This window comes from Rhodovulum sp. P5, assembly GCF_002079305.1.
Classification (GTDB): Bacteria; Pseudomonadota; Alphaproteobacteria; order Rhodobacterales; family Rhodobacteraceae; genus Rhodovulum.
This window is the reverse complement of the sequence record NZ_CP015041.1, coordinates 39,145-59,951: the sequence shown is the minus strand read 5'-3', so window position 1 is coordinate 59,951 and position 20,807 is coordinate 39,145. Positions and strand designations below refer to the sequence as shown.

23 protein-coding genes are annotated in these 20,807 nt (G+C 63.6%); 14 read left to right on the top strand and 9 right to left on the bottom strand.

Going from position 1 to position 20,807, the window contains the following annotated elements; translation table 11 throughout:
- Positions 1-75: 75 nt before the first annotated feature.
- Together RGUI_RS20550 and RGUI_RS20545 are read right to left on the bottom strand one after the other, a co-directional pair.
- A complete protein-coding gene (locus RGUI_RS20550) occupies positions 76-615 on the bottom strand; it encodes an SRPBCC domain-containing protein (RefSeq protein ID WP_156883125.1) in 540 nt (179 codons plus the stop codon).
- A 285-nt stretch (positions 616-900) separates the two neighbouring features.
- Entirely contained in the window at positions 901-1,158 is a 258-nt protein-coding gene (locus tag RGUI_RS20545; RefSeq protein WP_081536335.1) for a helix-turn-helix transcriptional regulator, read from the bottom strand.
- Positions 1,159-1,226: 68 nt separating this feature from the next.
- Here RGUI_RS20545 and RGUI_RS20540 point away from each other — a divergent pair, with 68 nt between their 5' ends.
- From RGUI_RS20540 to xylB, 11 genes are all read left to right on the top strand, one after another.
- Positions 1,227-2,456, top strand: coding sequence for a hypothetical protein (locus tag RGUI_RS20540; protein ID WP_081536334.1), 1,230 nt, complete (start codon positions 1,227-1,229; stop codon positions 2,454-2,456).
- A gap of 176 nt (positions 2,457-2,632) precedes the next feature.
- Positions 2,633-3,010: a helix-turn-helix domain-containing protein gene (locus RGUI_RS20535; RefSeq protein WP_253799372.1), complete on the top strand. Its 378-nt coding sequence runs from the start codon at positions 2,633-2,635 to the stop codon at positions 3,008-3,010.
- 141 nt (positions 3,011-3,151) lie between these two features.
- Positions 3,152-4,183 carry a LacI family DNA-binding transcriptional regulator gene (locus tag RGUI_RS20530; RefSeq protein WP_081536333.1) on the top strand — a complete coding sequence of 344 codons (1,032 nt, stop codon included), beginning with the start codon at positions 3,152-3,154 and terminating at the stop codon, positions 4,181-4,183.
- 89 nt (positions 4,184-4,272) lie between these two features.
- Complete coding sequence (locus tag RGUI_RS20525; RefSeq protein ID WP_081536332.1) at positions 4,273-5,580, top strand: sugar ABC transporter substrate-binding protein; 1,308 nt, start codon at positions 4,273-4,275, stop codon at positions 5,578-5,580.
- A 102-nt stretch (positions 5,581-5,682) separates the two neighbouring features.
- The gene (locus RGUI_RS20520; protein ID WP_081536331.1) at positions 5,683-6,552 is read left to right on the top strand and encodes a carbohydrate ABC transporter permease; all 870 of its coding nucleotides are present in this window, start codon (positions 5,683-5,685) and stop codon (positions 6,550-6,552) included.
- Between the two features lie 10 nt (positions 6,553-6,562).
- The gene (locus RGUI_RS20515) at positions 6,563-7,393 is read left to right on the top strand and encodes a carbohydrate ABC transporter permease (protein WP_081536330.1); all 831 of its coding nucleotides are present in this window, start codon (positions 6,563-6,565) and stop codon (positions 7,391-7,393) included.
- A gap of 9 nt (positions 7,394-7,402) precedes the next feature.
- Entirely contained in the window at positions 7,403-8,416 is a 1,014-nt protein-coding gene (locus tag RGUI_RS20510; protein WP_081536329.1) for an ABC transporter ATP-binding protein, read from the top strand.
- On the top strand, positions 8,413-9,186 hold the full coding sequence (locus RGUI_RS20505) for an L-iditol 2-dehydrogenase (protein WP_081536328.1): 774 nt from the start codon (positions 8,413-8,415) through the stop codon (positions 9,184-9,186). The genes RGUI_RS20510 and RGUI_RS20505 overlap by 4 nt, the downstream gene beginning before the upstream one ends.
- A 28-nt stretch (positions 9,187-9,214) precedes the next feature.
- Positions 9,215-10,693, top strand: a complete 1,479-nt coding sequence (locus tag RGUI_RS20500) for a mannitol dehydrogenase family protein (RefSeq protein ID WP_081536327.1) — start codon at positions 9,215-9,217, stop codon at positions 10,691-10,693.
- Positions 10,694-10,760: 67 nt separating this feature from the next.
- Entirely contained in the window at positions 10,761-11,033 is a 273-nt protein-coding gene (locus RGUI_RS20495; protein WP_172841231.1) for a hypothetical protein, read from the top strand.
- Positions 11,034-11,075: 42 nt separating this feature from the next.
- On the top strand, positions 11,076-12,560 hold the full coding sequence (xylB, locus tag RGUI_RS20490) for a xylulokinase (protein ID WP_253799369.1): 1,485 nt from the start codon (positions 11,076-11,078) through the stop codon (positions 12,558-12,560).
- A 67-nt stretch (positions 12,561-12,627) separates the two neighbouring features.
- Here the strand turns inward: xylB and RGUI_RS20485 are convergent, their stop codons facing one another.
- The 7 genes from RGUI_RS20485 to RGUI_RS20460 all read right to left on the bottom strand — a co-directional run bounded on the left by RGUI_RS20485 (position 12,628) and on the right by RGUI_RS20460 (position 17,703).
- Positions 12,628-13,035 (bottom strand): type II toxin-antitoxin system VapC family toxin, encoded by a 408-nt coding sequence (locus RGUI_RS20485; RefSeq protein WP_081536324.1) that lies wholly within the window; start codon positions 13,033-13,035, stop codon positions 12,628-12,630.
- The gene (locus RGUI_RS20480) at positions 13,032-13,286 is read right to left on the bottom strand and encodes a type II toxin-antitoxin system Phd/YefM family antitoxin (protein WP_081536344.1); all 255 of its coding nucleotides are present in this window, start codon (positions 13,284-13,286) and stop codon (positions 13,032-13,034) included. The genes RGUI_RS20485 and RGUI_RS20480 overlap by 4 nt, the downstream gene beginning before the upstream one ends.
- Before the next feature lie 370 nt (positions 13,287-13,656).
- The gene (locus RGUI_RS21620) at positions 13,657-13,827 is read right to left on the bottom strand and encodes a hypothetical protein (RefSeq protein WP_156883123.1); all 171 of its coding nucleotides are present in this window, start codon (positions 13,825-13,827) and stop codon (positions 13,657-13,659) included.
- 374 nt (positions 13,828-14,201) lie between these two features.
- Positions 14,202-15,467 (bottom strand): NAD(P)/FAD-dependent oxidoreductase, encoded by a 1,266-nt coding sequence (locus RGUI_RS20475; protein WP_081536323.1) that lies wholly within the window; start codon positions 15,465-15,467, stop codon positions 14,202-14,204.
- A gap of 62 nt (positions 15,468-15,529) precedes the next feature.
- Positions 15,530-16,246 (bottom strand): c-type cytochrome, encoded by a 717-nt coding sequence (locus RGUI_RS20470; protein ID WP_081536343.1) that lies wholly within the window; start codon positions 16,244-16,246, stop codon positions 15,530-15,532.
- A 372-nt stretch (positions 16,247-16,618) separates the two neighbouring features.
- Positions 16,619-17,131 carry a ferric reductase-like transmembrane domain-containing protein gene (locus RGUI_RS20465; protein WP_081536322.1) on the bottom strand — a complete coding sequence of 171 codons (513 nt, stop codon included), beginning with the start codon at positions 17,129-17,131 and terminating at the stop codon, positions 16,619-16,621.
- A gap of 74 nt (positions 17,132-17,205) precedes the next feature.
- A complete protein-coding gene (locus RGUI_RS20460) occupies positions 17,206-17,703 on the bottom strand; it encodes a twin-arginine translocation pathway signal (protein ID WP_081536321.1) in 498 nt (165 codons plus the stop codon).
- Positions 17,704-18,031: 328 nt separating this feature from the next.
- Between RGUI_RS20460 and RGUI_RS20455 the strand changes: the two genes are divergently transcribed.
- From RGUI_RS20455 to RGUI_RS20445, 3 genes are all read left to right on the top strand, one after another.
- Positions 18,032-18,535: a cytochrome b gene (locus RGUI_RS20455; protein WP_081536320.1), complete on the top strand. Its 504-nt coding sequence runs from the start codon at positions 18,032-18,034 to the stop codon at positions 18,533-18,535.
- Between the two features lie 263 nt (positions 18,536-18,798).
- Positions 18,799-20,055 carry a hypothetical protein gene (locus RGUI_RS20450; RefSeq protein WP_081536342.1) on the top strand — a complete coding sequence of 419 codons (1,257 nt, stop codon included), beginning with the start codon at positions 18,799-18,801 and terminating at the stop codon, positions 20,053-20,055.
- A 3-nt stretch (positions 20,056-20,058) separates the two neighbouring features.
- Positions 20,059-20,802 (top strand): hypothetical protein, encoded by a 744-nt coding sequence (locus RGUI_RS20445; RefSeq protein ID WP_081536319.1) that lies wholly within the window; start codon positions 20,059-20,061, stop codon positions 20,800-20,802.
- The last annotated feature ends 5 nt before the right edge of the window (positions 20,803-20,807 follow it).

Sequence of the window (20,807 nt, the reverse complement as noted above, 5' to 3'; positions counted from 1 at the left end):
CCCATCCCGCGAACCTTGCCCTGATCGGGCAACTGAAAATATTTCTTCGTCGCGGCCAGTTTGCCGGGAAATCTTTCAGCGGTTCATTTCGTGCATCGGCTGTGGTTGTTCAAGGTGCTTGCGCAAGCGATCAAGTGCAGCCCCCCACTCGGTGCTGCAAAGCGCCATGTCGGCGTCATCCTCGGTCCAGCCGTCTTCGGTGACATCCAAACGGACGCGACCATCTTTCAGATCCGTCAGATCAAAGGTCAGCCGCCGATCGCTGTTGGCTTTAGATGTCTGCACAAGACGCGCGTTTCCTTCGACTGCCTGGGTCCTCCAGTCCATACGAACGTCTGGCCATGGAAAGACGCTGAGGAGCGCGCCCTGCACGACCTCCCCCTCAACAATCCCGCCACGCCATTTACGGAGGCCGTCGACCTGGGTCAGAGCTGCGAAACAGGCTGTCGTGCTCGTGCGGATGTTCACTGCGTTCCGAATATGTGCCATGAAGTGGTCCTTTTTCGTTGCAAGTTCTGATCGAAAACGTAGAGGGCTCAATCCATTTTCAAATACCCATTGGTATTCAAATTCCTGTGGGTATGCAAACAGGCGGCAGTCGAGTGCCTCAAGCACGTCAGCCCACGAAGCGGATTCTCATCCTGATTGTCGCGCCGCAGCGGATGACCGGACTCGCAGCATGGCAAGTTCGTTGGTGGCTTGGCGTCCCCGTCGGAATGGATCGTCAGGGGCGCCTGAGCGTCCGTTCTCAATGGGGGGTGTTCTCATTGCGGCATTCCATCGATGCTTCGAAGGGGAACGCCACAAAGCCTTAACCGCCGGCAGAGACAAAACTGTTACTGAGAGAGCGGTTTACGCAAATGTCGAACCTGGCGGTATACAGCGACCGGAATGTGGTCGTCATATCCTGGCATCGTCAGGCAGGTCATAAAGCAGCGCGTCGAACAGATTTTGCGGATCGACCTCCATGGCACGACACAGGATCACGAATTCCAGAACGTCGAGCCGGCGCTCGGACAACTCATATTTCGCGACGAAGGAGGGGGGCTTTCCCAGCCGTGCGGCGAGACGGGCCTGCGACAGGCCCGCCTCTTTCCGGGCCGTGACAAGCCGGTCCACGAAACGCCGGTATTCGGGGGAATGCGCGGTTCCAGCCATGGGCAGCCTCAGTTTTCGACTTGCCCAGCTACTCCCAATATGGGACTACTCCCAAAAAGGGAGCGGTCATGCCCACCAACTTCTCACCCGCCGCCTTCGAGCATCTCCTCTTCCCGCTGCACAGGTCGGTCTACACCTCCATCGAGCGCAAACTGTGCTACGCGGAGGCCTCCCGACCTGGCAGCCTTGCGGGCGCGGCCGCCTTCGCGCGGCGCACCAACGGGCTCGGCACGCTGGAACCGGTCCCCAAGGATTTGCTCGAAGACATTCGGTTGCCCGATTTCGACATCCGCCTCGTGGTCGCGGGCGATGGCAAGCTGCGCAAGGAAACACGTCACAAGGCCGAGTTCACCCCACACAGTCAACGCCCCAGCCTCGGCTATCCCGGCGCCCATCTCGTGGTCGTGGTTGCAACCCACACCCATCAACATGCATTCATCATGCCATTGGGGTTCGCCCTGCGCGCGCTCGAGGATGTGACGTTGCGGCCCGGCGGATTTCAGGTCTACCAGCACCACCTCTACCCCAGCACCGATCCCTTGCTCTTCGCGCCGCAGATCGACGGCCAGAAGACGGAGCTGCCCTACAAGACGCTTGCCAGTTCAGGCCTCCTATATACCGGCCTGACCGGGCGCAGCTGGGCCCGCCGCTATCAGGAACACAAATACGCCGCGGGCAGGGGCAGCCAGACGCTATTTCATATCGCGCTTCGCGGCGAGTTCTTCCACGTCGTGAAAACGGAACACGAGATCCTCCGCGCCGGGCTCGACCGCGATACGGCGGTGCATGTCGAGGAGGTGGTCATCGAGGAACGCAGCCTCTATCCGGTCCACCAGCGCGGGCTCAACATGATCCCGGGGGGAGATGCCGGCCTGCGATTTCTCGCCCGTCTCGGTCGTAGTGGGACCCGTCGCCCCGACCCAGAGGCGGGCGACGAGGCCTATATCGACGGGCTGAACGAAATGCTGGGCGCGCGCCGCACCGGCTGCGCCCCCGACGCCTCCGCCATCGCCCGCCTCTGGGCCGAGGATCTCGACTTTCGCATCGGGGCGACCTGCGGTCGGGCTGACCGGCTGTCGCAGTTGCAGATCACCTTCGCCCGCATCTGGTCCGCATGCGGATGGGATGAGGACAAGATCGCCGGAAAGCTAAATGGCATCGATCACCGTCGCGCCAATACGGGGCAGGTCCGGCGGTTGCTCTCGGGTCAAAGCTATAACGAGATCCCGAACGTCCTGCCCAAAGCAGGCAAACCGCGCGGCCGTGATCCGGACGAGGATGATCCCTCTGGATCGTGACACTTATCATCAGGATCGGAGACCAGACCTGTGCGCGGCCGGCCCCTTGTAACTGGCAACCGTAATTTCCCCGAACGTGGGCGGTGTCGTCGATTTCCGGACGTCATGGATCCGGAAATTGGCGTCACCGCGGATCACTGGCCTGCTGCCTCCCAGAAGAAGGCGGGGGCAGTCAGGTGAAGACATTGAGGGAGATTGTCGTGATCCACGATTTGCGACGTCAGGGTTTGAGCATCACGGCCATCGCACGGAAGTTGGGCTGTGACCGCAAGACCGTTCGGAAACATCTGAGAACTGGGCTGGAAGCGCCTTCCTACAAGGCGCAGGAGCCGAGGCCGAACCTTCTTGAACCGTTCGAGGCGTGTCTTCGCGGGCGGGTTGCGGAGTTTCCGGACCTGTCGGGACGGCGGCTGTTCCGGGAAATTCGCGAGATGGGCTACGAGGGCAGCTATTCGACGGTGAAGCCGTTCTTGCGCACGATCCGTCCGCCCCGGCACACACCGTTCGAGCGGCGGTTCGAAACGCCGCCGGGCAGACAGGCCCAGGCCGGGTAAACCAAAGCCCGGCGATCCCCGATGGGCGCAGGAAGCTGGTCGCTTGCGATTGGGCTTCCTGTCGCGAAGGTTGACAACAGGCAGGACCACATGTTTTTTTCGCGCGTAAATTTTTGAGCGACATGCCGCAAGGGGAACTCGATGGGTCAGGAACGAGTTCGAACGATGGAGGAACTTGCCTCGGTGAGTGGCGTTTCTCGTCCGACCCTGTCGAAATACTTCAACGATCCGACATCGGTCCGGGCCACCACGCGCGCACGGATCGAAGCTGCACTCGAACGATACGATTACACGCCGAACGTCTATGCGATCAATCAGAACAGGCACCTGACGCGCAATATCGGGATCGTCGTGCCATTCCTTGCCGACCCGTTCTTTGCAGAGGTTGCCCGCAATCTCGAGCTTCGGTGCAGCGGGGCCGGCTTCAACCCCATCCTGTTGAGTTCTCACGGCGATCCAGACCGCGAAATCGAAAATCTCGAAAGTCTTCGGGGCATTCGCCCAGCCGGTGTCCTGCTTGCACCGATCGGGCGGCGGTCGCATCACCAAGCACTGAACGCGTTCTGCCAGAACGTTCCCACGGTGCTGTTCGATTGCGACGTGGATGACGTGGGCGATGCCATGTTCGGCACGGATCACCTTCAAAGTACTGGCATTATTGTGGAATATCTCGCCCGTACAGGCGATCCGCCGGCGCTGTTCGAGATGGCCAACGCGCCCAATCCAAACGCAAACAAACGGCGCGCGGCCTACGAAGCCACAATGCGCAGGCTTGGCCATGAGCCGATGCTGCTGGCGGCCGACGGCGCTGGCTGGTCCTTCGAAGAGATCGCGCATCGCGAGGCTGGCCGGATGATCGCGCAACGTCGCCTCCCGACGGACACGATCCTGTGCAGCAACGACCGCCTGGCCATCGGGTTTCTTGCCGCCGCATACGAGAAGGGGCTACGCGTGGGGATCGGCGAAGGACACGCGCTTCGCGTCGCGGGTCATGACGACCACCCCTTCTCGCGGTTCACGTGTCCCTCGTTGACGACGGTCTCGCAGAATTACGACCAGATTTCCGGACGCAGCCTCGAACAGTTGCTGTCGATAATCGCCTCGGGAGAGCGCCCGCAGACAAAAAGATCCACGCTTTTCGATGCCTCTGTGGTCATGCGGAAGTCAGCATAACTTTTCGCGCGTAAAATTTATTATTGACGCGAATCTGTGCAATAGCGTATCGAATCGTGCACAACATCCAAGCTCAGGGAGGAATTCGGATGTCACTCAAGCGCGTTCTCGGTGCCACGACGGCGCTTTCGCTGCTCACCGGCGCGGCCCTTGCACAAGACACCACGATCACCATCGCCACCGTGAACAACGGCGACATGATCCGGATGCAGGGCTACACCGACCAGTTCACCGAGGCGACCGGCATCGGCGTCGAGTGGGTCACACTGGAAGAGAACGTGCTGCGCAGCCGTGTCACCACCGACATCACCACCAAGGGCGGCCAGTTCGACATCATGACCATCGGCATGTACGAGACACCGATCTGGGGTGCGAACGGCTGGCTGGTGCCACTGGATGACCTGTCCGCCGAATACGACGTCGACGACATCCTGCCCGCGATGCGTAATGGACTGAGCCATGACGGAACGCTGTATGCTGCACCATTCTACGGCGAAAGCTCCATGGTCATGTACCGCACCGACTTGATGGAGAAAGCTGGCCTGGAAATGCCCCAGGCCCCGACTTGGGAATTCATCCGCGAAGCGGCCGCCGCGATGGACGACGATGCCAACGACATCAACGGAATCTGCCTGCGCGGCAAGGCCGGGTGGGGCGAAGGCGGCGCCTTCATCACGGTGACGGGCAACTCCTTCGGCGCGCGCTGGTTCGACGAAAACTGGCGGCCCCAGTTCGACCAGCCCGAGTGGGAAGAGGCACTGACCTTCTTCACCAACCTGATGAACGACTACGGCCCGGCAGGCTACGCCACCAACGGCTTCAATGAAAACCTGTCGCTGTTCCAGCAGGGCAAGTGCGGCATGTGGATCGACGCCACCGTGGCGGCCTCCTTCGTGACGAACCCCGAGGAGTCGACCGTCGCCGATCATGTGGGGTTCGCCCTGGCGCCGAACAAGGAAGGCGTTGAGAAGCGCTCCAACTGGCTGTGGGCATGGGCGCTGGCGATCCCGGCGGGCACGCAGAAAGCAGACGCCGCAAAGCAGTTCATCGAATGGGCGACGTCAAAGGACTATATCGAGCTTGTAGCTGCGAACGAGGGCTGGGCGAACGTGCCGCCGGGCGCACGCACGTCACTCTATGAGACGCCAGAGTATCAAAAGGTCCCGTTCGCCAAGATGACGCTGGAATCGATCAAAGCAGCCGATCCGACCAACCCGACGGTCGACCCCGTGCCTTATGTCGGTATTCAGTTCGTCGCGATCCCGGAATTCGCCGGAATCGCCTCGCAGGTCAGCCAGGAGTTCTCTGCCGTCTACGCTGGCCAGCAATCGGTACAGGACGCCCTGAAAAAGGCGCAGGCCATCGCCACCGAGGAAATGGAAGCCGCCGGCTACTAACCCCGGCCTTCCTGCGGGCGGCAAATATGCTGCCCGCTGACCTCGGTGATATCACGATCCTATTTGCGCAGGTCGCAGGCTTGACCAGAAAGGTTTTGCCCAATGGCTACCCAGCATTCCCGCTCCGCCGCACGCCTGATGATGGCACCAGCCGTGATCCTGCTTCTGGGCTGGATGCTGGTTCCGCTAACGATGACGCTGTGGTTCTCGTTCCGCAACTATTTCCCACTACGCCCCGACCGCGAACCTGGCTGGGCCGGCTTCTCGAATTTCGAACGCTTCCTGACCTCCAGTGCCTTCTGGCCCAGCGTACAGACGACGCTGGTGATCGTCGGCGGCGTGCTTTTCATCACCGTCGTTCTGGGCGTGCTGCTGGCCCTGTTGCTGGACCAGCCGATGTGGGGACAGGGCGCAGTGCGCATCCTGGTCATTGCGCCGTTTTTCGTCATGCCAACCGTGTCAGCGCTGGTGTGGAAGAACATGTTCATGGACCCAACGAACGGCCTTCTGGCGCATCTTTGGCGGTTCTTCGGGGCAGACCCCGTGGCGTGGCTGTCCGAGCTTCCGACCGCCTCGATCGTGATGATCGTGTCCTGGCAATGGCTACCCTTCGCCACGCTGATCCTGCTGACGGCGGTGCAGTCGCTGGACCGCGAACAGCTGGAAGCCTCTGAAATGGACGGGGCCAGTCCGCTGGCGCGCTTCTTCTACATCATCCTGCCGCATCTGAGCCGGGCGATCACCATCGTGATCCTGATCCAGACGATCTTTCTGCTGTCGATCTTCGCGGAAATATTCGTGACCACGGGCGGCGCATTCGGCACCCGCACGCTGACCTACCTGATCTTCCAGCGCGTTCTGGAAAGCCAGAATGTGGGTCTGGGCAGCGCGGGGGGCGTCTACGCCATCATCCTCGCCAATATCGTCGCCATCTTCCTGATGCGCATCGTCGGCAAGAACCTGGACAAGTGAGGCCCTGATCATGGCACGCGCCGTCACCCCGCGCCGCAAGGCGCTCAACACCGCCATCGCCTGGGGTCTGGGTCTGCTGATCTTCTTCCCGATCCTGTGGACGATCCTCACCAGCTTCAAGACCGAGGCACAGGCCGTCGCCGATCCACCGATTTTCCTGGGTTTCGACTGGACGCTGGAGAATTACCGTATCGTCCAGGAACGCTCGGACTATCTGCGGTTTCTTTGGAATTCGGTCATCATCGCGGGCGGCTCGACACTGCTGGGCATCCTCGTTGCGGTGCCGGCAGCGTGGTCAATGGCCTTCGTCCCCTCGCGCCGGACCAAGGACATCCTGCTGTGGATGCTATCCACCAAAATGCTGCCGGCGGTGGGCGTACTCTATCCGATCTATCTGATTTGCATAGAACTTGGCGTGCTCGACAATCGCGCGGCCCTGGTCATGATCCTGATGCTGATCAACCTGCCGATCATCGTTTGGATGCTCTATACCTATTTCCGCGAAATCCCGGGCGAGATCCTGGAGGCCTCGCGGATGGACGGCGCCGGTCTTAAAGAGGAAATCCTCTATGTCCTGACGCCGATGGCGGTGCCTGGAATCGCCTCTACGATCCTGCTGAACTTCATCCTCGCCTGGAACGAGGCCTTCTGGACGCTGAACCTGACCGCGGCCAAGGCGGCACCGCTCACGGCCTTCATCGCCAGCTATTCCAGCCCCGAGGGGCTGTTCTACGCGAAACTGTCGGCGGCCTCGACCATGGCCATCGCGCCGATCCTGATCCTGGGCTGGTTCAGCCAGAAACAACTTGTGCGCGGCCTCACCTTCGGTGCGGTGAAATAGGGGGAAGAGATGGGACAGATCACACTTGAAAAGGTGAGCAAGAGCTTCGGCCGCATCGAAGTTATCCCGCCCCTTGACCTGACCATCGAAGACGGCGAATTCTGCGTCTTCGTGGGGCCCTCGGGCTGCGGCAAATCCACCCTGCTGCGCCTGATCGCGGGGCTTGAGGACATCACATCGGGCGCCATAAAGATCGACGGCGTGGATGCCTCGGACGTGCCGCCCGCCAAGCGCGGTCTGGCCATGGTGTTCCAGTCCTACGCGCTTTATCCGCATATGTCGGTGAAGAAGAACATCGCTTTCCCTATGAAAATGTCAGGCCTGCCGCGGGACGAACAGGAACGCCGGATCGAGGCCGCCGCCAAGGTGCTGAACCTGACCGACTATCTGGATCGCCGCCCCGGTCAGTTGTCGGGCGGACAGCGCCAGCGCGTTGCCATAGGGCGCGCCATCGTGCGCGAACCGGCGGCATTTCTGTTTGACGAACCGTTGTCGAACCTCGATGCCGCGCTGCGCGTGGGCATGCGGCTGGAGATCAGCGAACTGCACGAGCGGCTGAAGACCACGATGATCTACGTCACCCACGACCAGGTGGAGGCGATGACCATGGCAGACAAGATCGTCGTGCTGAATGCAGGCCGGATCGAACAGGTAGGCTGCCCGCTAGAGCTCTACCGCACGCCCCGCAACCTCTTCGTTGCGGGCTTCATCGGGTCGCCCAAGATGAACTTCCTGACCGGCCCTGAGGCCGAAAAGCGCGGCGCACATACGATCGGCATTCGGCCCGAGCATATCACCGTCTCCGACGAAAAGGTCTGCGTCTGGGAGGGCGAGGTCGGCGTCTCCGAACACTTGGGCTCGGACACCTTCTTCCATATCCACATGAAGGGGCAGGATCTGCCGCCGCTGACGGTCCGGGCCGGGGGGGACGTGAACCTTTACCACGGCGACCGGATCTGCATGACGCCGGATGAATCGCAAATCCACCGCTTCGACGCGCAGGGCAACAGGATCGACGGATGAAACGCTTGCAGGACAAATGCGCCCTGATCACGGGCGCGGCGCGCGGCATCGGGCTGGCCTTTGCGAAGGCTTACGTAGACGAGGGCGCAAAGGTCGCCATCGCCGATATCAACATCGCGGCCGCGCAGGCCGCGGCGGCTGAAATCGGCCCCGCCGCGATCGCGGTGGAACTGGACGTGACCCGCCAGGACAGCGTTGACACCGCCGTGGCGGACACCGCCGACCGGCTGGGCCGCATCGACATACTGATCAACAATGCGGCGCTTTTCACCGCCGCCCCCATCACCGAGATCACGCGTGAAGACTATGACCGCGTTTTCGCCGTCAACGTGGCGGGCACGTTGTTCACCCTGCAAGCGGTGGCGCGCCACATGATCACACGTGGCGGCGGCGGCAAGATCATCAACATGGCCAGCCAGGCCGGGCGCCGGGGCGAGTCGCTCGTCGCCGTGTATTGCGCCACCAAGGCCGCGGTTATCAGCCTGACCCAGTCGGCCGGGCTGAACCTGATCGCCCACGGCATCAACGTGAACGCCATCGCGCCGGGTGTGGTGGATGGTGAACACTGGGACGGGGTCGATGCGCTCTTCGCCAAGTACGAAGGCAAAGCCCCGGGCCAGAAGAAAAAGGAAGTTGGCGCCGCCGTCCCCTATGGCCGCATGGGCCGGGCCGGAGATCTGACCGGCATGGCCATCTTCCTCGCCTCGAAAGAGGCAGATTACATCGTCGCCCAGACCTACAATGTCGATGGCGGCAACTGGATGAGCTGATGAACACCCAACCGCGGGGAGCCACCCGATGAAACTCAGCACCGCCACGCTGGCCGACCTGCCCGAGGGCATCGAACGCCCCAGCTATGACCGCAGCGCCTTGACCCCCGGCATCGTGCATATCGGGCTGGGCAATTTCCACCGCGCCCACCAGTCCTGGTATCTACACCGATTGATGCAGCAGGGCCTGGCCCATGATTGGGCGATCGTCGGCGCGGGCGTGCGGCCCGCCGACAACGCGATGCGCGAACGCCTGCTGGCGCAAGATTGCCTGACCACTCTGATCGAGTTGGACCCCACCGGCATCTCGGCCGAGATCGTGGGTTCCATGATCGACTTTCTACCGGTGGAAGAGGGCAATGGCCCGCTGATCGCGCAGATGGCGGACCCCGCGATCCGCATCGTGTCGCTAACCGTGACCGAGGGCGGCTATTTCGTGAACCCTGCCACGGGCGCCTTCGACCCCGGCCACCCCGACATCGCCCACGACGCCGCCCAGCCGGAAGCCCCGCGGACGGCTTTCGGGGCCATCGTCGCCGCCCTGCGACTACGCCGCGATGCGGGTAGCGGCCCCTTTACCGTGCAAAGCTGCGACAACCTGCGCTGCAACGGTGCCATCACGCGCGACGCGGTGGTGGGCCTGGCACGTATGTCGGACCCGGCGCTGGCAGAGTGGATCGAGGCGCAGTGCACCTTTCCAAACTCGATGGTCGACTGCATCGTGCCAGCCACCGGCCCGGCCGAGATCGCCGCGGCGGCGGCGCTCGGCATCGACGACGCCGCCCCGGTGACACACGAGAATTTCCGTCAATGGGTGATGGAGGATGCGTTCTGCGCCGGCCGTCCGGACTGGGACAAGGCCGCCGCGACCTTTACCGACCGGGTCCACGATTATGAGGCGATGAAGATCCGTATCCTCAACGCCGGCCACCAGGTCTTGGCGAATGCGGGCGAATTGCTGGGGGTGGAGACCATCGCCGACTGCATGGCACATCCCCAAATCGCCCCCTTCTGGCGCAAGGTCGAAGCGGAAGAGATCGTGCCACAGGTCGCGCCGGTACCGGGCATGTCCCCAGAGCAATACCTCCGCCTGATCGAGACGCGGTTTTCCAATCCCGCCATTCGCGACACCACGCGCCGCGTTGCCTTCGACGGCTCGTCCCGCCACGCGGGCTTCGTGCTGCCGATCCTGCGCGATGCGCTGACTGCCGATTCCCCCGTGGACGGGCTGGCTCTGGTAGAGGCGCTCTGGGCCCGCATGTGCGCTGGTCGCCGCGAGGACGGCTCTGATATCGCGCCCAACGATCCCAATTGGGACGTGCTGCACGCGACCGCATTGCAGGCGCGCGACCGGCCCGCCGCCTGGCTTGAGCAAGCCGCCACCTACGGGACGCTGGCACAGGAGCCTCGCTTTGCCGCGCCGTTCGACCGATGGTTGCGCATGCTATGGAGCGATGGCACGGACTCCGCGCTTAAGGCCTATATGCAGGGGCACCCGCCCCAATGACCGATCAGGCAATGGCCCGACCCGTCGTAACCGGAAAGGGCGCGCGATGATCCTGGGCTGTTGTAAAGTGCTGATCGCCACGATCCCGGTTCGCGATCTGGTGGAAGACCCGGCCTGTCCGGCCCATCGTGACGGTGCCGGCTTCAACACCACCATCGCGCTGGGGCGGCTTGTTGTCCCGAAGGGCCTGCTGGCGGGTCTGTCCGCGGACGACTTCGGAAACATGCTGCGGGCGGCGCTGGAACAGCGCATTGCCGCAATCGGAATGGCCGTGATGCGGACAGGGGCGCAACCGTCCTCCAGACGAAAACTGTCGCTGGAAACCGGGGCAGAGATGTAGGACGGCATCGCCTGCCTCGTCTTCGCGCAAGCGCGGCAAACGGTGTCCGATACGCTGCAAATGGCAAGGGAATCGCTGGGCATGTATCTCGGGATCGACCTCGGTACTTCGGCTGTGAAAGCCTGCATCATTGACGACCGTGGCGCTGTCAGCGCCACGGCATCCGCCTCGCTTTCGGTCTTGCATCCGTTTCGGGAGGCCAGTGAACAGGATTGTGATGCCTGGTGGACGGGTGCCTGCAAGGCGGTGCGCGGGCTGCCGCCCGAAGCGCGGGCACGGGTGTGCGCCATCGGGCTGTCCGGTCAAATGCACGGGGCCGTCCTGCTGGATGCCGCGCACAAGCCCATCCGCCCTGCGATCCTTTGGAATGACGGCCGCGCGACAGCCGAATGCGCCGCGATGACGGACGCCGAACCGCAGGTCGGCCAGCTGTCCGGCGTACCGCCCATGCCGGGCTTTACCGCGCCCAAGCTTTTGTGGTTGGCACGGCATGAACCGAAAACCCATACGCGTATCGCCCATGTCCTTCTGCCCAAGGACTACATCGGCCTGTGCCTGCATGGCGCCTGTGTGACCGATCCATCGGATGCGGCGGGCACCGGGTGGCTTGATCAGCAACGGCGGGCCTGGTCGGACCGGCTGTGCGAGATCAGCGCGACCGACCCCGCCTGGCTGCCCGACCTGCGCAACGGAGCCGACATCGCCGGCCAGCTGCTGCCCGGCGCGGCCGAGGACCTCGGCCTGCCGGCTGGCATTCCCGTCGCGACCGGTGCAGGCGATGCCGCGGCGGGGGCGGTCGGCATCGGCGCGATCGAGGAAGGCGACGGGTTCCTGTCGCTTGGCACCTCCGGTCAATTGTTTGTCACCACAAGGGATTACCGCCCCAACCCCGAAAGCCGCATCCACGCCTACGCACACACCTTGCCGGATCGCTGGTTCCAGATGGCGGCCATGCTGAATGGCGCGCGCCCGATTGCCTGGCTGGCAGGACTTCTCGACCGGCCCATCGAGGCGTTGCTGGCCGAAGCCGAATCCGCTTCTACCGGCCCGCTTTTTCTGCCGTATCTGATGGGCGAACGAACGCCGCATGGCGATGCGGCGATCCGCGGCGGGTTCGCCATGCTGGGCGAAACAACAACGCAAGGCAGTCTCATGCGCGCAGTGCTGGAGGCGATTGCTTTCACCTTTGCCGACGCGATGGCAGCGCTTGCAGAGGCTGGCACGAAGCCAGACAGCCTTCTGGCCATCGGTGGCGGAGCGCGAAACGACCTCCTGATGCAGATGATCGCCGATGCGACAGGCTGCCCCCTCGCCCGGAGCGACGGCGCCGATGTCGGCCCGGCCTTGGGCGCGGCCCGACTGGCCCTGGCCTCGACAGGTATGGCTGATCCCGCATCGGTAATGGCCAAGCCCGAACCCAACAGATGGTTCAAACCGTCGCCAGACGCGGCCGAGGGGGTACAAGACCGGCTGGCCGCATACAGGGCCCTCTATCCGGCGTTGAAGAGGGTTCAGAAATTATTGTGACACGGCAGGTTTTCGGACCGTCCGGGTAATGGGCTTGCTTCGGAAAAGTGCCGGGTTCGTTGCTTTCTCAACCCGCGAAGGGATCGATCACCGCGACACCGGTTGGCCGAAAATCCGTCACGTTCCGGGTGGCAACGGCCGCGCCATGATGCAACGCCGTGGCGGCAATCATCAGATCGGCGCCGGCCGAGCCGATCTCTGCAGAGAGGCGCCCCCAGATGCGGGCCTCGGCCGCGCCGAAGTCGAGAATGCGATCCGCGTAATAGTCCATCGTCGCCGACAGCCAGTCGGCCAAGTCGCGGGCGAAATCCGGGTTCTTCGGCGCCTGCAGGGCGATGCCGCGTTCGATCTCGCCGATCGTCACGACACTTAGGAAAAGCGCGTCATCGGGTTGTGCCCGAAGCCAACGGGCGACCTGCTCCGCGCGCTCCGGTCGCCGCAGGGCGGAGAGCACATTGGTATCGAGCAGGATCATCCGAGGTCGAGGTCGCGCATCCGTGCCTCAAGCCGCGGGAGGTCGTCATCCCCCATGCCCGGAAACCGCGCCAGATGCTCGGCAAAGCTCGGCCGCTCGGCCGTCACGCGCGCCTTCATATCGGCATAGGCGCTGGCCGACAGGACGACGACCGCGGGCTTGCCGCGCCGGGAGATTTCCTGCGGCGTGCCGGCAAGGGCGGCGTTCACCACCTCGCTGAACCGGTTCTTGGCATCGTGAAGTGTCCACATCCGCGCCTCCCTGTTTATGTCCAGATAGATAGCTAGATGCCAGAGGTCAATCTCGCTGTCGTGCCACAATGGCCGCCGGACCACAAGCAGATCAGATTTCCAGGGCGACCGATCATCTTCTGCCCCGAGCGTCATGCCAAGGCCGTCTGCATCCCATGGCGCCCCTTGATGCCCTGGAACAGCCCGCGCCCTGTCGTCCCGTCAGGGGAGAATTGAACACCGCCACGCACCTTCGGCCCGCTCAGCCTTGCAACAGTTCGACCCCGGTCAGGCGCGCGGCCTTCCGGTCTAAGGTCACGAGCGGGCGCGCCCCGACCCGCCGGGCCGCGGCGGCGATCATGAGATCGGCAAAGCCGAAGCCCGTGTCGCGTTACCGAAACAAGCCCTGCCCGACATCGTCCGCCGCTGCCACGTCGATCCCGGCCGCCGAAAGCAGGCTCTCCAGCGCGCCGGCCACCTCGGCGCGGCTGAAGCCGTAGGCCCGTTCGAGCACCCAGACCAGGTCCACCATGACCTCGCGCGCGATAAACCCGGGCAGCATCCTCGTTGAGCCCGTTCATGACCGCGGTCGCCACTCGTCACACTGCCGCCGCCCAGAGCCAATCGCGCCCATGCCCGGTCACCTCTCGGATCCGCCCGCGGTCGGCGAGCCGGTCGAGATTGCGCTGCACGCCCGCCCGCGACGCGGCAGGTCCGCGTGCCCCGGAAATCTGTCCGCTCGCTCGGTGCGTGCAAGGCATATCAAAGCGGGAAGCTACCCCAGCAATGTGCAGGCGCGCGGGGCTTTAGACGCAAAGCGCCGGGCGCAGCGCTTCGGCGCGTTCGCATACCACAGGCAAGAGTGGTACCTGAACTCAACGGGAAAGGAGATGGCCCGGCCAAGGCGCGCGGCCGGACCCTCCCCGTGTGTGACAATCAGCCGAACATGTCGGTCGTGATCCCCGCATACCAGCCGACACTCTCCTCGTAGGTCGCTTTGCGTAGCGCCGCGTCTTCCCCGGTCTGGCTGATGAAACCATCGACCTTGGCGATCTTTTCGTCCGTCGCCTGATAGGAGGCACCAACCTTTACCCCGTCATCAGTGTCGATCAACGACCAGCAGGTGTTGGAGTATTTCGCTGGGAACACACGGCTGCCGGTCAGCGCGCCGCGCACTGCCATGGCCGCTACCTTGGCCTGGCTGTTGGCCGAAAAGCCGGATTTCGGCATGTCGCCGGCAATGGTGGCGTCGCCCAGAACATGGATGTTCTCGTCCATCCTGCTTTGCATGGTCGTCGGCACGATGGGGCAAAATCCGCTGCTTTCGGTCAGCCCCATCACATGAGCGATGTGGCCTGCCTTCTGCCTGGGGATGACATTGCAGACATCGACCGTTTCGACTGTTCCGTCGATATCGACCTCCATCGTATCGGGGTTGACCGAAACATTCGCCCCGCCGAAATCCGGGCCGACCCATTCGATCATTCCGTCGTAATGCCGGGTCCAGCCCTCCTGGAACAAAGCCTGTTTGGAAAACTTCGCCTTTGGATCGACGATAAGGATTTTCGCCGTGGGATTCTTCTCCTTCAGCACATGGGCGACCATCGACACCCGCTCATACGGCCCGGGCGGACAGCGATAGGGATTGGGTGGGGCCACCATGCAGTAAACGCCGCCCTCCGGCATCGATTCGATCTGCGCCTTGAGCAACTGGGTCTGGCTGCCGGCCTTCCAGGCGTGGGGCATCTTGTTCTGGGCGGCCGCGCTCCATCCCGGCACGGCGCCTGCCACAAAATCGATGCCCGGTGCCACAATAAGCCGGTCATATGGGAAGGTGTGGCCTGCCGCCGTGGCAACGGTGCTCGCGTCGCGGTCGACCCCCACGACCCAGTCATGAACGACATTCACGCCATAGCCCGACGCCAGTTCGCCATAGCTGTGCCCGATGGAGGAGAACTCCCGAAACCCGCCGATATAAAGGTTGGAAAAGAAGCAGGTGTAATAGGTGCGCGTCGGTTCTATCAACGTCACGTCCATGGCGCCCTTGCCGTCCTTGGCCAGATAGCGCGCAGCGGTGGCCCCACCTGCACCGCCGCCCACGACCACGACCTTCGGCCGCGCCTGTCCGATAACGCGGGGCGCGGAAAGCGCGGCGCCGAGTGCCACACCTGCTTCGATGAAATTCCGTCTGTTCAGCGTCATGTCTGTATGTCCTCCCTAGACATGGTTACCGCGCGTTTCCAAGTTCGCGAAATTCGGGCCGTCTACCGGGACAGCGTACCGAAATAGGCGGCCAGCGCCGCGATCTCCTCGTCCGACAGGCGACTCGCCATCATCTGCATCACCGGGTGCGGGCGCAGTCTTTGCTTGTAGGCATGCATGGCCAGGACGAAGTCCTCTTCGGGCCAGAGCGTGATCGACGGAATCCCCCTGTCCGATCCGTCGCTCTGGTGACAGGTCTGGCATTCGCTGGCCAGATATTCGCCATAGGCCGCATCACCCACGATGGCGAGTGTTTCTGCTGGCAGATGCGGATAGTCCGGTCGGGCCGTCGGCGCGGCCTCGGGAATGTTTGACGGACGATCGGAATATACCCGCAGGTAGGCCAGAAGGTCCGCACGCTCCCCCGCATCTTCCAGCCCGTCGAAACTCATCCGGGTGCCAGAGACAAGAACCCTGGGATTTTCGAGATAAGCGTCGAGGGTCTCCAACGTCCAGGTCAGCCCGTCATTTCCCATGCGCCGCATTGACTTGGAATACGGGAAACCCTCTATCGCGGCCGCGCGCCGCCCGAAAATGCCGTTCAGGGGCGGCCCGATCCCCGTTTCTGCATCAGGCCCAATCTGATGGCACCCACTGCAGAAGATCCACACGTCGGCGCCCCGCTCGGGATCGCCGATCTCCTCTGGCCCGGACTGGGCGATGCCTTGGCCGACCCCTCCCAAGGTAAGCACAAGGCTAAACAGAATTCCTCCCCGCATGCGGAAAGGGTGCAAGGGATAGGCTAACGGATCAAGCGTTTCCTTCCCTGAAACGGGAATGCGACAAATAGCGCAGGGGTGCCGGGGGATTGCATATAGCGCTGAGGGCCTGATCTGCCCCCTTGTCGCCAGGCGCGGAATGGAGGCCGAGGGCGGAGACACATCTTCCGGAGCCTTTCCCGCTGATGAACACTCTCCTGCGGGCGCGAGCGAGTGAAGGTCACGCTCCGCGCCTTGCACCAGTTCTTCACGGTATCGTTGTCGGTGTCGAACCCCGGGCCCGGCAGCGTGAAATACGGTATCTTTCGATCTTCACCGAAGGAAAACCGGTACTTGCACCGCCCTCCGTGACGGTTGTGTTCGTACAGCGATTCATGGCCCTTGGCGCAAGTTGAAAATGGTTTTCGCAGTCGCGGCGAGCGTGGCGGCGCAAAGGACGCCCTTGGACACCGTGCCCATCGTGCCTTCGATCAGAAGCGCGTGCCCGACACAGCCAGCGACGCAGATCGACACAAGCACCACATGGGCGTTGCGCCACCTCCACGGCCGCAGCCGTCGCCGGAGCATGGCCGATAAAGCCGCCGCGAACAGCGCCCACATCGCGATCACGCCCCACACCGAGAATGCCGTCGGTGCCCGGAACAGAAGCGCATCGATCACGTCGGGCGGGCTGGTCAACCAGAGCCCGCCGACATGAAGCAGCACCGCCAGCACCAGCAGAGTGCCCAGCCACCGATGCACGATCCGACCCCGGCGGACGGACAGGCCGGGGAGCGCGCCGTCCGCCAACAATGGCTGAAAGAGGATCAGTACCAGGGCCACCACTCCGGCAAACCCGCCGAGGATGTAAACCGGATCGCGCCAGGCCAGCAGGGGGCTTGTCATGGCGATTGCAACCGGCACTCCCCCCAGCGCGACAATGGCACTCCAAACCAGAAACGCACGGGCCAAGGGCGGTCTCAGACCGGTTGCAGGACGAAATCGGCGCTCAGGCTGGTGTCGCGGGCGCTGGCCATGACCGGGCGTAGAAAAACGCTTTCGAACGCACCGCTGTCATAGGCGAGATGGCCGTGGGGTTGGCCGAAGGCTGGCACGATCTGCGGCATCTCGAGGCGGAACTGCCCCTCCGCATCGGTCAGGGTCGCGCCGTGACTTTTCCGCTCGCGCTCATGCCCCTCGGTCGTATGAGCCCAAATCTGGATGCGAATGCCCTCAAGCGGCGCACCGTCGCCTGCGCGACGAACCGTGCCGGTCATCCAGAACCCGCCATTGCCGATCCGTTCGACGATGGGCGCACCGGGAAGGTAGTTGTTCGCACCGCCCCGCATCGTACGTGTAGGCGTCAGCCCCTGTGCGCGGGCGGGAACAACCAAACCAGAAACGCCTGTTGTCACTGCGGCCCCGGTCGCGGCGGCAGCGATCAGCAGGCTACGGCGTGTCCGGCGATGGGCGGTCATGGCAGTCTTTCCTTTCCGCAAGTGTTGGCAGAGGCATACGGCGTTCTCTCGCCGGGACGAACATCTGCGCACTCTCTGAAAGCAAGTATGGCGTCGCTGAGCCGCAATGGAACGGGCCCCACGGTGACGTGATCCCGAAACGTGCCGTTGAACGGGGCCGGTCTGCGCTTTTGGAGGATGCCCTGTGCGGCGATAAGCGGAAACTTCCTCACTTCCCCAGCATTGGGCTTGAGGGTGGCCGGAACATGACGTTGCGCCGCGTGCAGTTCATCCTTGCGCGATGCATCCGGCCCGAATTCGCAACCCGATTTCCTGAAAGGATAGCCGAATGAGCACCGCAATTACCGATCCGCACGACACGCCCGACACCTATTCCTCCAGACAGAAGCTGCTGCACTGGGCCGTGGTGGCGCTTGTCGCCCTGCAATACCTGGCCTTCGACTCGATCAGCCGGGATTTCGGACGGGGCATGCAAAGCGGGGAGTTGGTCTTTTCGCAGGGCGGTATCGCCCACTCGATTGCAGGCAGCTTGATCCTTGTCCTTATGCTCTGGCGCCTCGCAATCCGCCGCGCGCATGGCGTGCCCTCAAGCCCGCAGGGCGAACCCGATTGGGCTGCGACGCTCGCGGGTCTGACACACGTCGCATTCTACGCCGTTCTGATCGCCATGCCCCTGTTGGGTCTCATCGCATGGTTTCTTGAGGCCGGTTGGGCCGCGCGTCTACACGAATTCGGTGCCAACGTCGTTTTGGGCATGATAGCCCTGCATGTGGGCGCGGTGGTCTTCCATCAGGTGGTGTGGAAATCATCGCTCCTGAAACGCATGACCTGATCGGGAAGACGCCGGATGAGTTGCGATCGGGCCTGTGGCTTTGCAGGCACAGGCCCGTCCATCGTTCCGTCCAGAAGAATGCACCGGCGGCGACCCGCTGGCCGTAACAAGGACACGTTCAGGCACTGTGAACGACAGCGATCTGAAATATGTTGTCTCCCGCAACCGGCGATGCCTAAATCGACCGCCCTGCATTCTGGAAGGATCGCGATGTGACCCATCCGCCCGACACCGACCCTGACACCGCGCAGGCGCCGCCTGACATGGCCCTGCATGCGCGGGAACTGACCACGCATCTCGCCTGGCTTGACAGTTTTACCGGGGTGGCGCTTGGCGTTCTGGCGGCGGCCTCCGGCATTTACACCTATATCGGCGTGCGCTCCCTGCTCGATGCCAGCGGGGCGTGGACGACCTTTGCCGCGTTGGCCTATTCGCTGGCGGTCTCGGTCGCAATCTTCGTGTTCTGGACCTACATGATGCGCCTGTTGCCCGCGATGCGAAACGCCGCCTCGCGTGTCGGGTTGCTTTTGTCGATGGCCCTGGGAAGCGCTGCGATCATCGCCATGTCGTCCTGGCTGAATGCCGCGGCCCTGGCGGGCGCGGCGGCCGTGGAACAGCACTTGGCACATACGGTGCAGGACTATCAGACCGCGCTGGAACGCACCCATGCCAACACAATCGCAGGCCAAAGCCTTGCACGGGATGTCGCCCGGGTGCGCGCCAGCTTCGAAACACTCTCGGACCAGGAGGAGGGCGGCAACCTTTCGGGCCTTGCCGGGCGCGGCGCGGTGTTCCGGATCCTGACCCAGAAGGCCGCGGAACTGGCCGCGCTTGAGGCGCAGATATCCGGGCAGAGCCGCGCCGTGGAGGAGGCGTTTGCCCAAGGCAATGCCATCCTCAGCCGGATGCGGGCGCTGACCGTCCAGTCCGGCGCGGTCGAGAACCGGTCTCTTTTGTTCTCGGAAGAAGCGGTGCGGCTTTCCGGGATTGTCGCCCGCCTGCGCCAGTTGAACGCCGCGCCGCTGGTGGTGCGCGCGGCGGGTGATCTGCGGGACTCGGTCGTTCTCCCAGATCTGGATGCAAGCTCTGCCTCGGGGCGTCAGTCGCAGCAGGCGACCATTGCCTCGGTGCTCGCGGCACTGCGCGACCGGGCGGATACGCTGGAAGCCGCTGCGACCGACGTTGCGACCCGGCCCGAACCGGCCGAAGTCGAATATACGCCGCTCTCTGCTGCCGATGCGGTCATCCGCTATGCGGGGAATTTCGTGCCCTCCTGGGCAGGGGCCATCGCCATCGACCTGTTGCCGGCGGTTCTGGTGTTTATCCTCATGGTCACGCATCAGGCGATCCGGTCCAGCCGGGGTGTCAGTACCCTTCAGGACACGATGACGGTCGCCGAATTGCGCGCCGCCCTCGATTCTGCCCGCGCGCTGGGACTAAACGACCGCCCCACGGCGCCTGACAGCGCAGGGGATGACAGCCCGCGATCAAAACCCGGCCCGGTCCGGGTGGCCGAATAGGCTATGAAGGACCCGCAGGCCCCTTCCGCGCGCGGACTGCGCCGGGCCATCATGGCCGTGCTCGGGGTGCAGGCTTGCATCGCAGCCCTTCTGGTGGCCATGGACCTTTTTTCGGCCCTTCCGAAGCCCGGGTTTCCCACGAGCCCGGGGCCGACCGGGCCATCGGTGCGCCCCTACACCCCGGATCGGCATCCGGCCAGCCCCGACGCGCCGCGCGGGCGCCCCATGGCGGATCGTCTGACCTTTGACGGGACGGGTGCGCGCCTGCATCTGACCGGCAAGATTGCACCGGGCGATGCCGAGCGCTTGATGCTGGAACTTTCCCGGCGCGAACATGAGGGCACGCCCGTCCGCGTCCTCGATCTCGACAGCACCGGCGGGTCGGTGCACGACGCACTGGCCATCGGCCGCGCCCTGCGCGCTGGCGAGATCGACACCGAAGTTGTCGATGGCGCCATCTGCTTTTCCGCCTGTCCCTACATCTTTGCCGGCGGGGTCGCGCGGCGGGTGGAGGCTGGCGGACGGCTGGGTGTGCACCAGCATTATTTCGGCGAGAACACTTTCCTGCCCGCCTTCATGGCCGTCAAGGACATCCAGCGCGGACAGGCCGATGTCATGGCCCATTTGCGCGCCATGGGCGTCGATCCCGCGCTGATGGAACCCGCGATGCGCACACCCCCAGAAGAGATCTACGTGCTCGACCGGCAGGAACTGACAGAGTTCCGGTTGGTGACCTCGGCCGAATAGCGCCT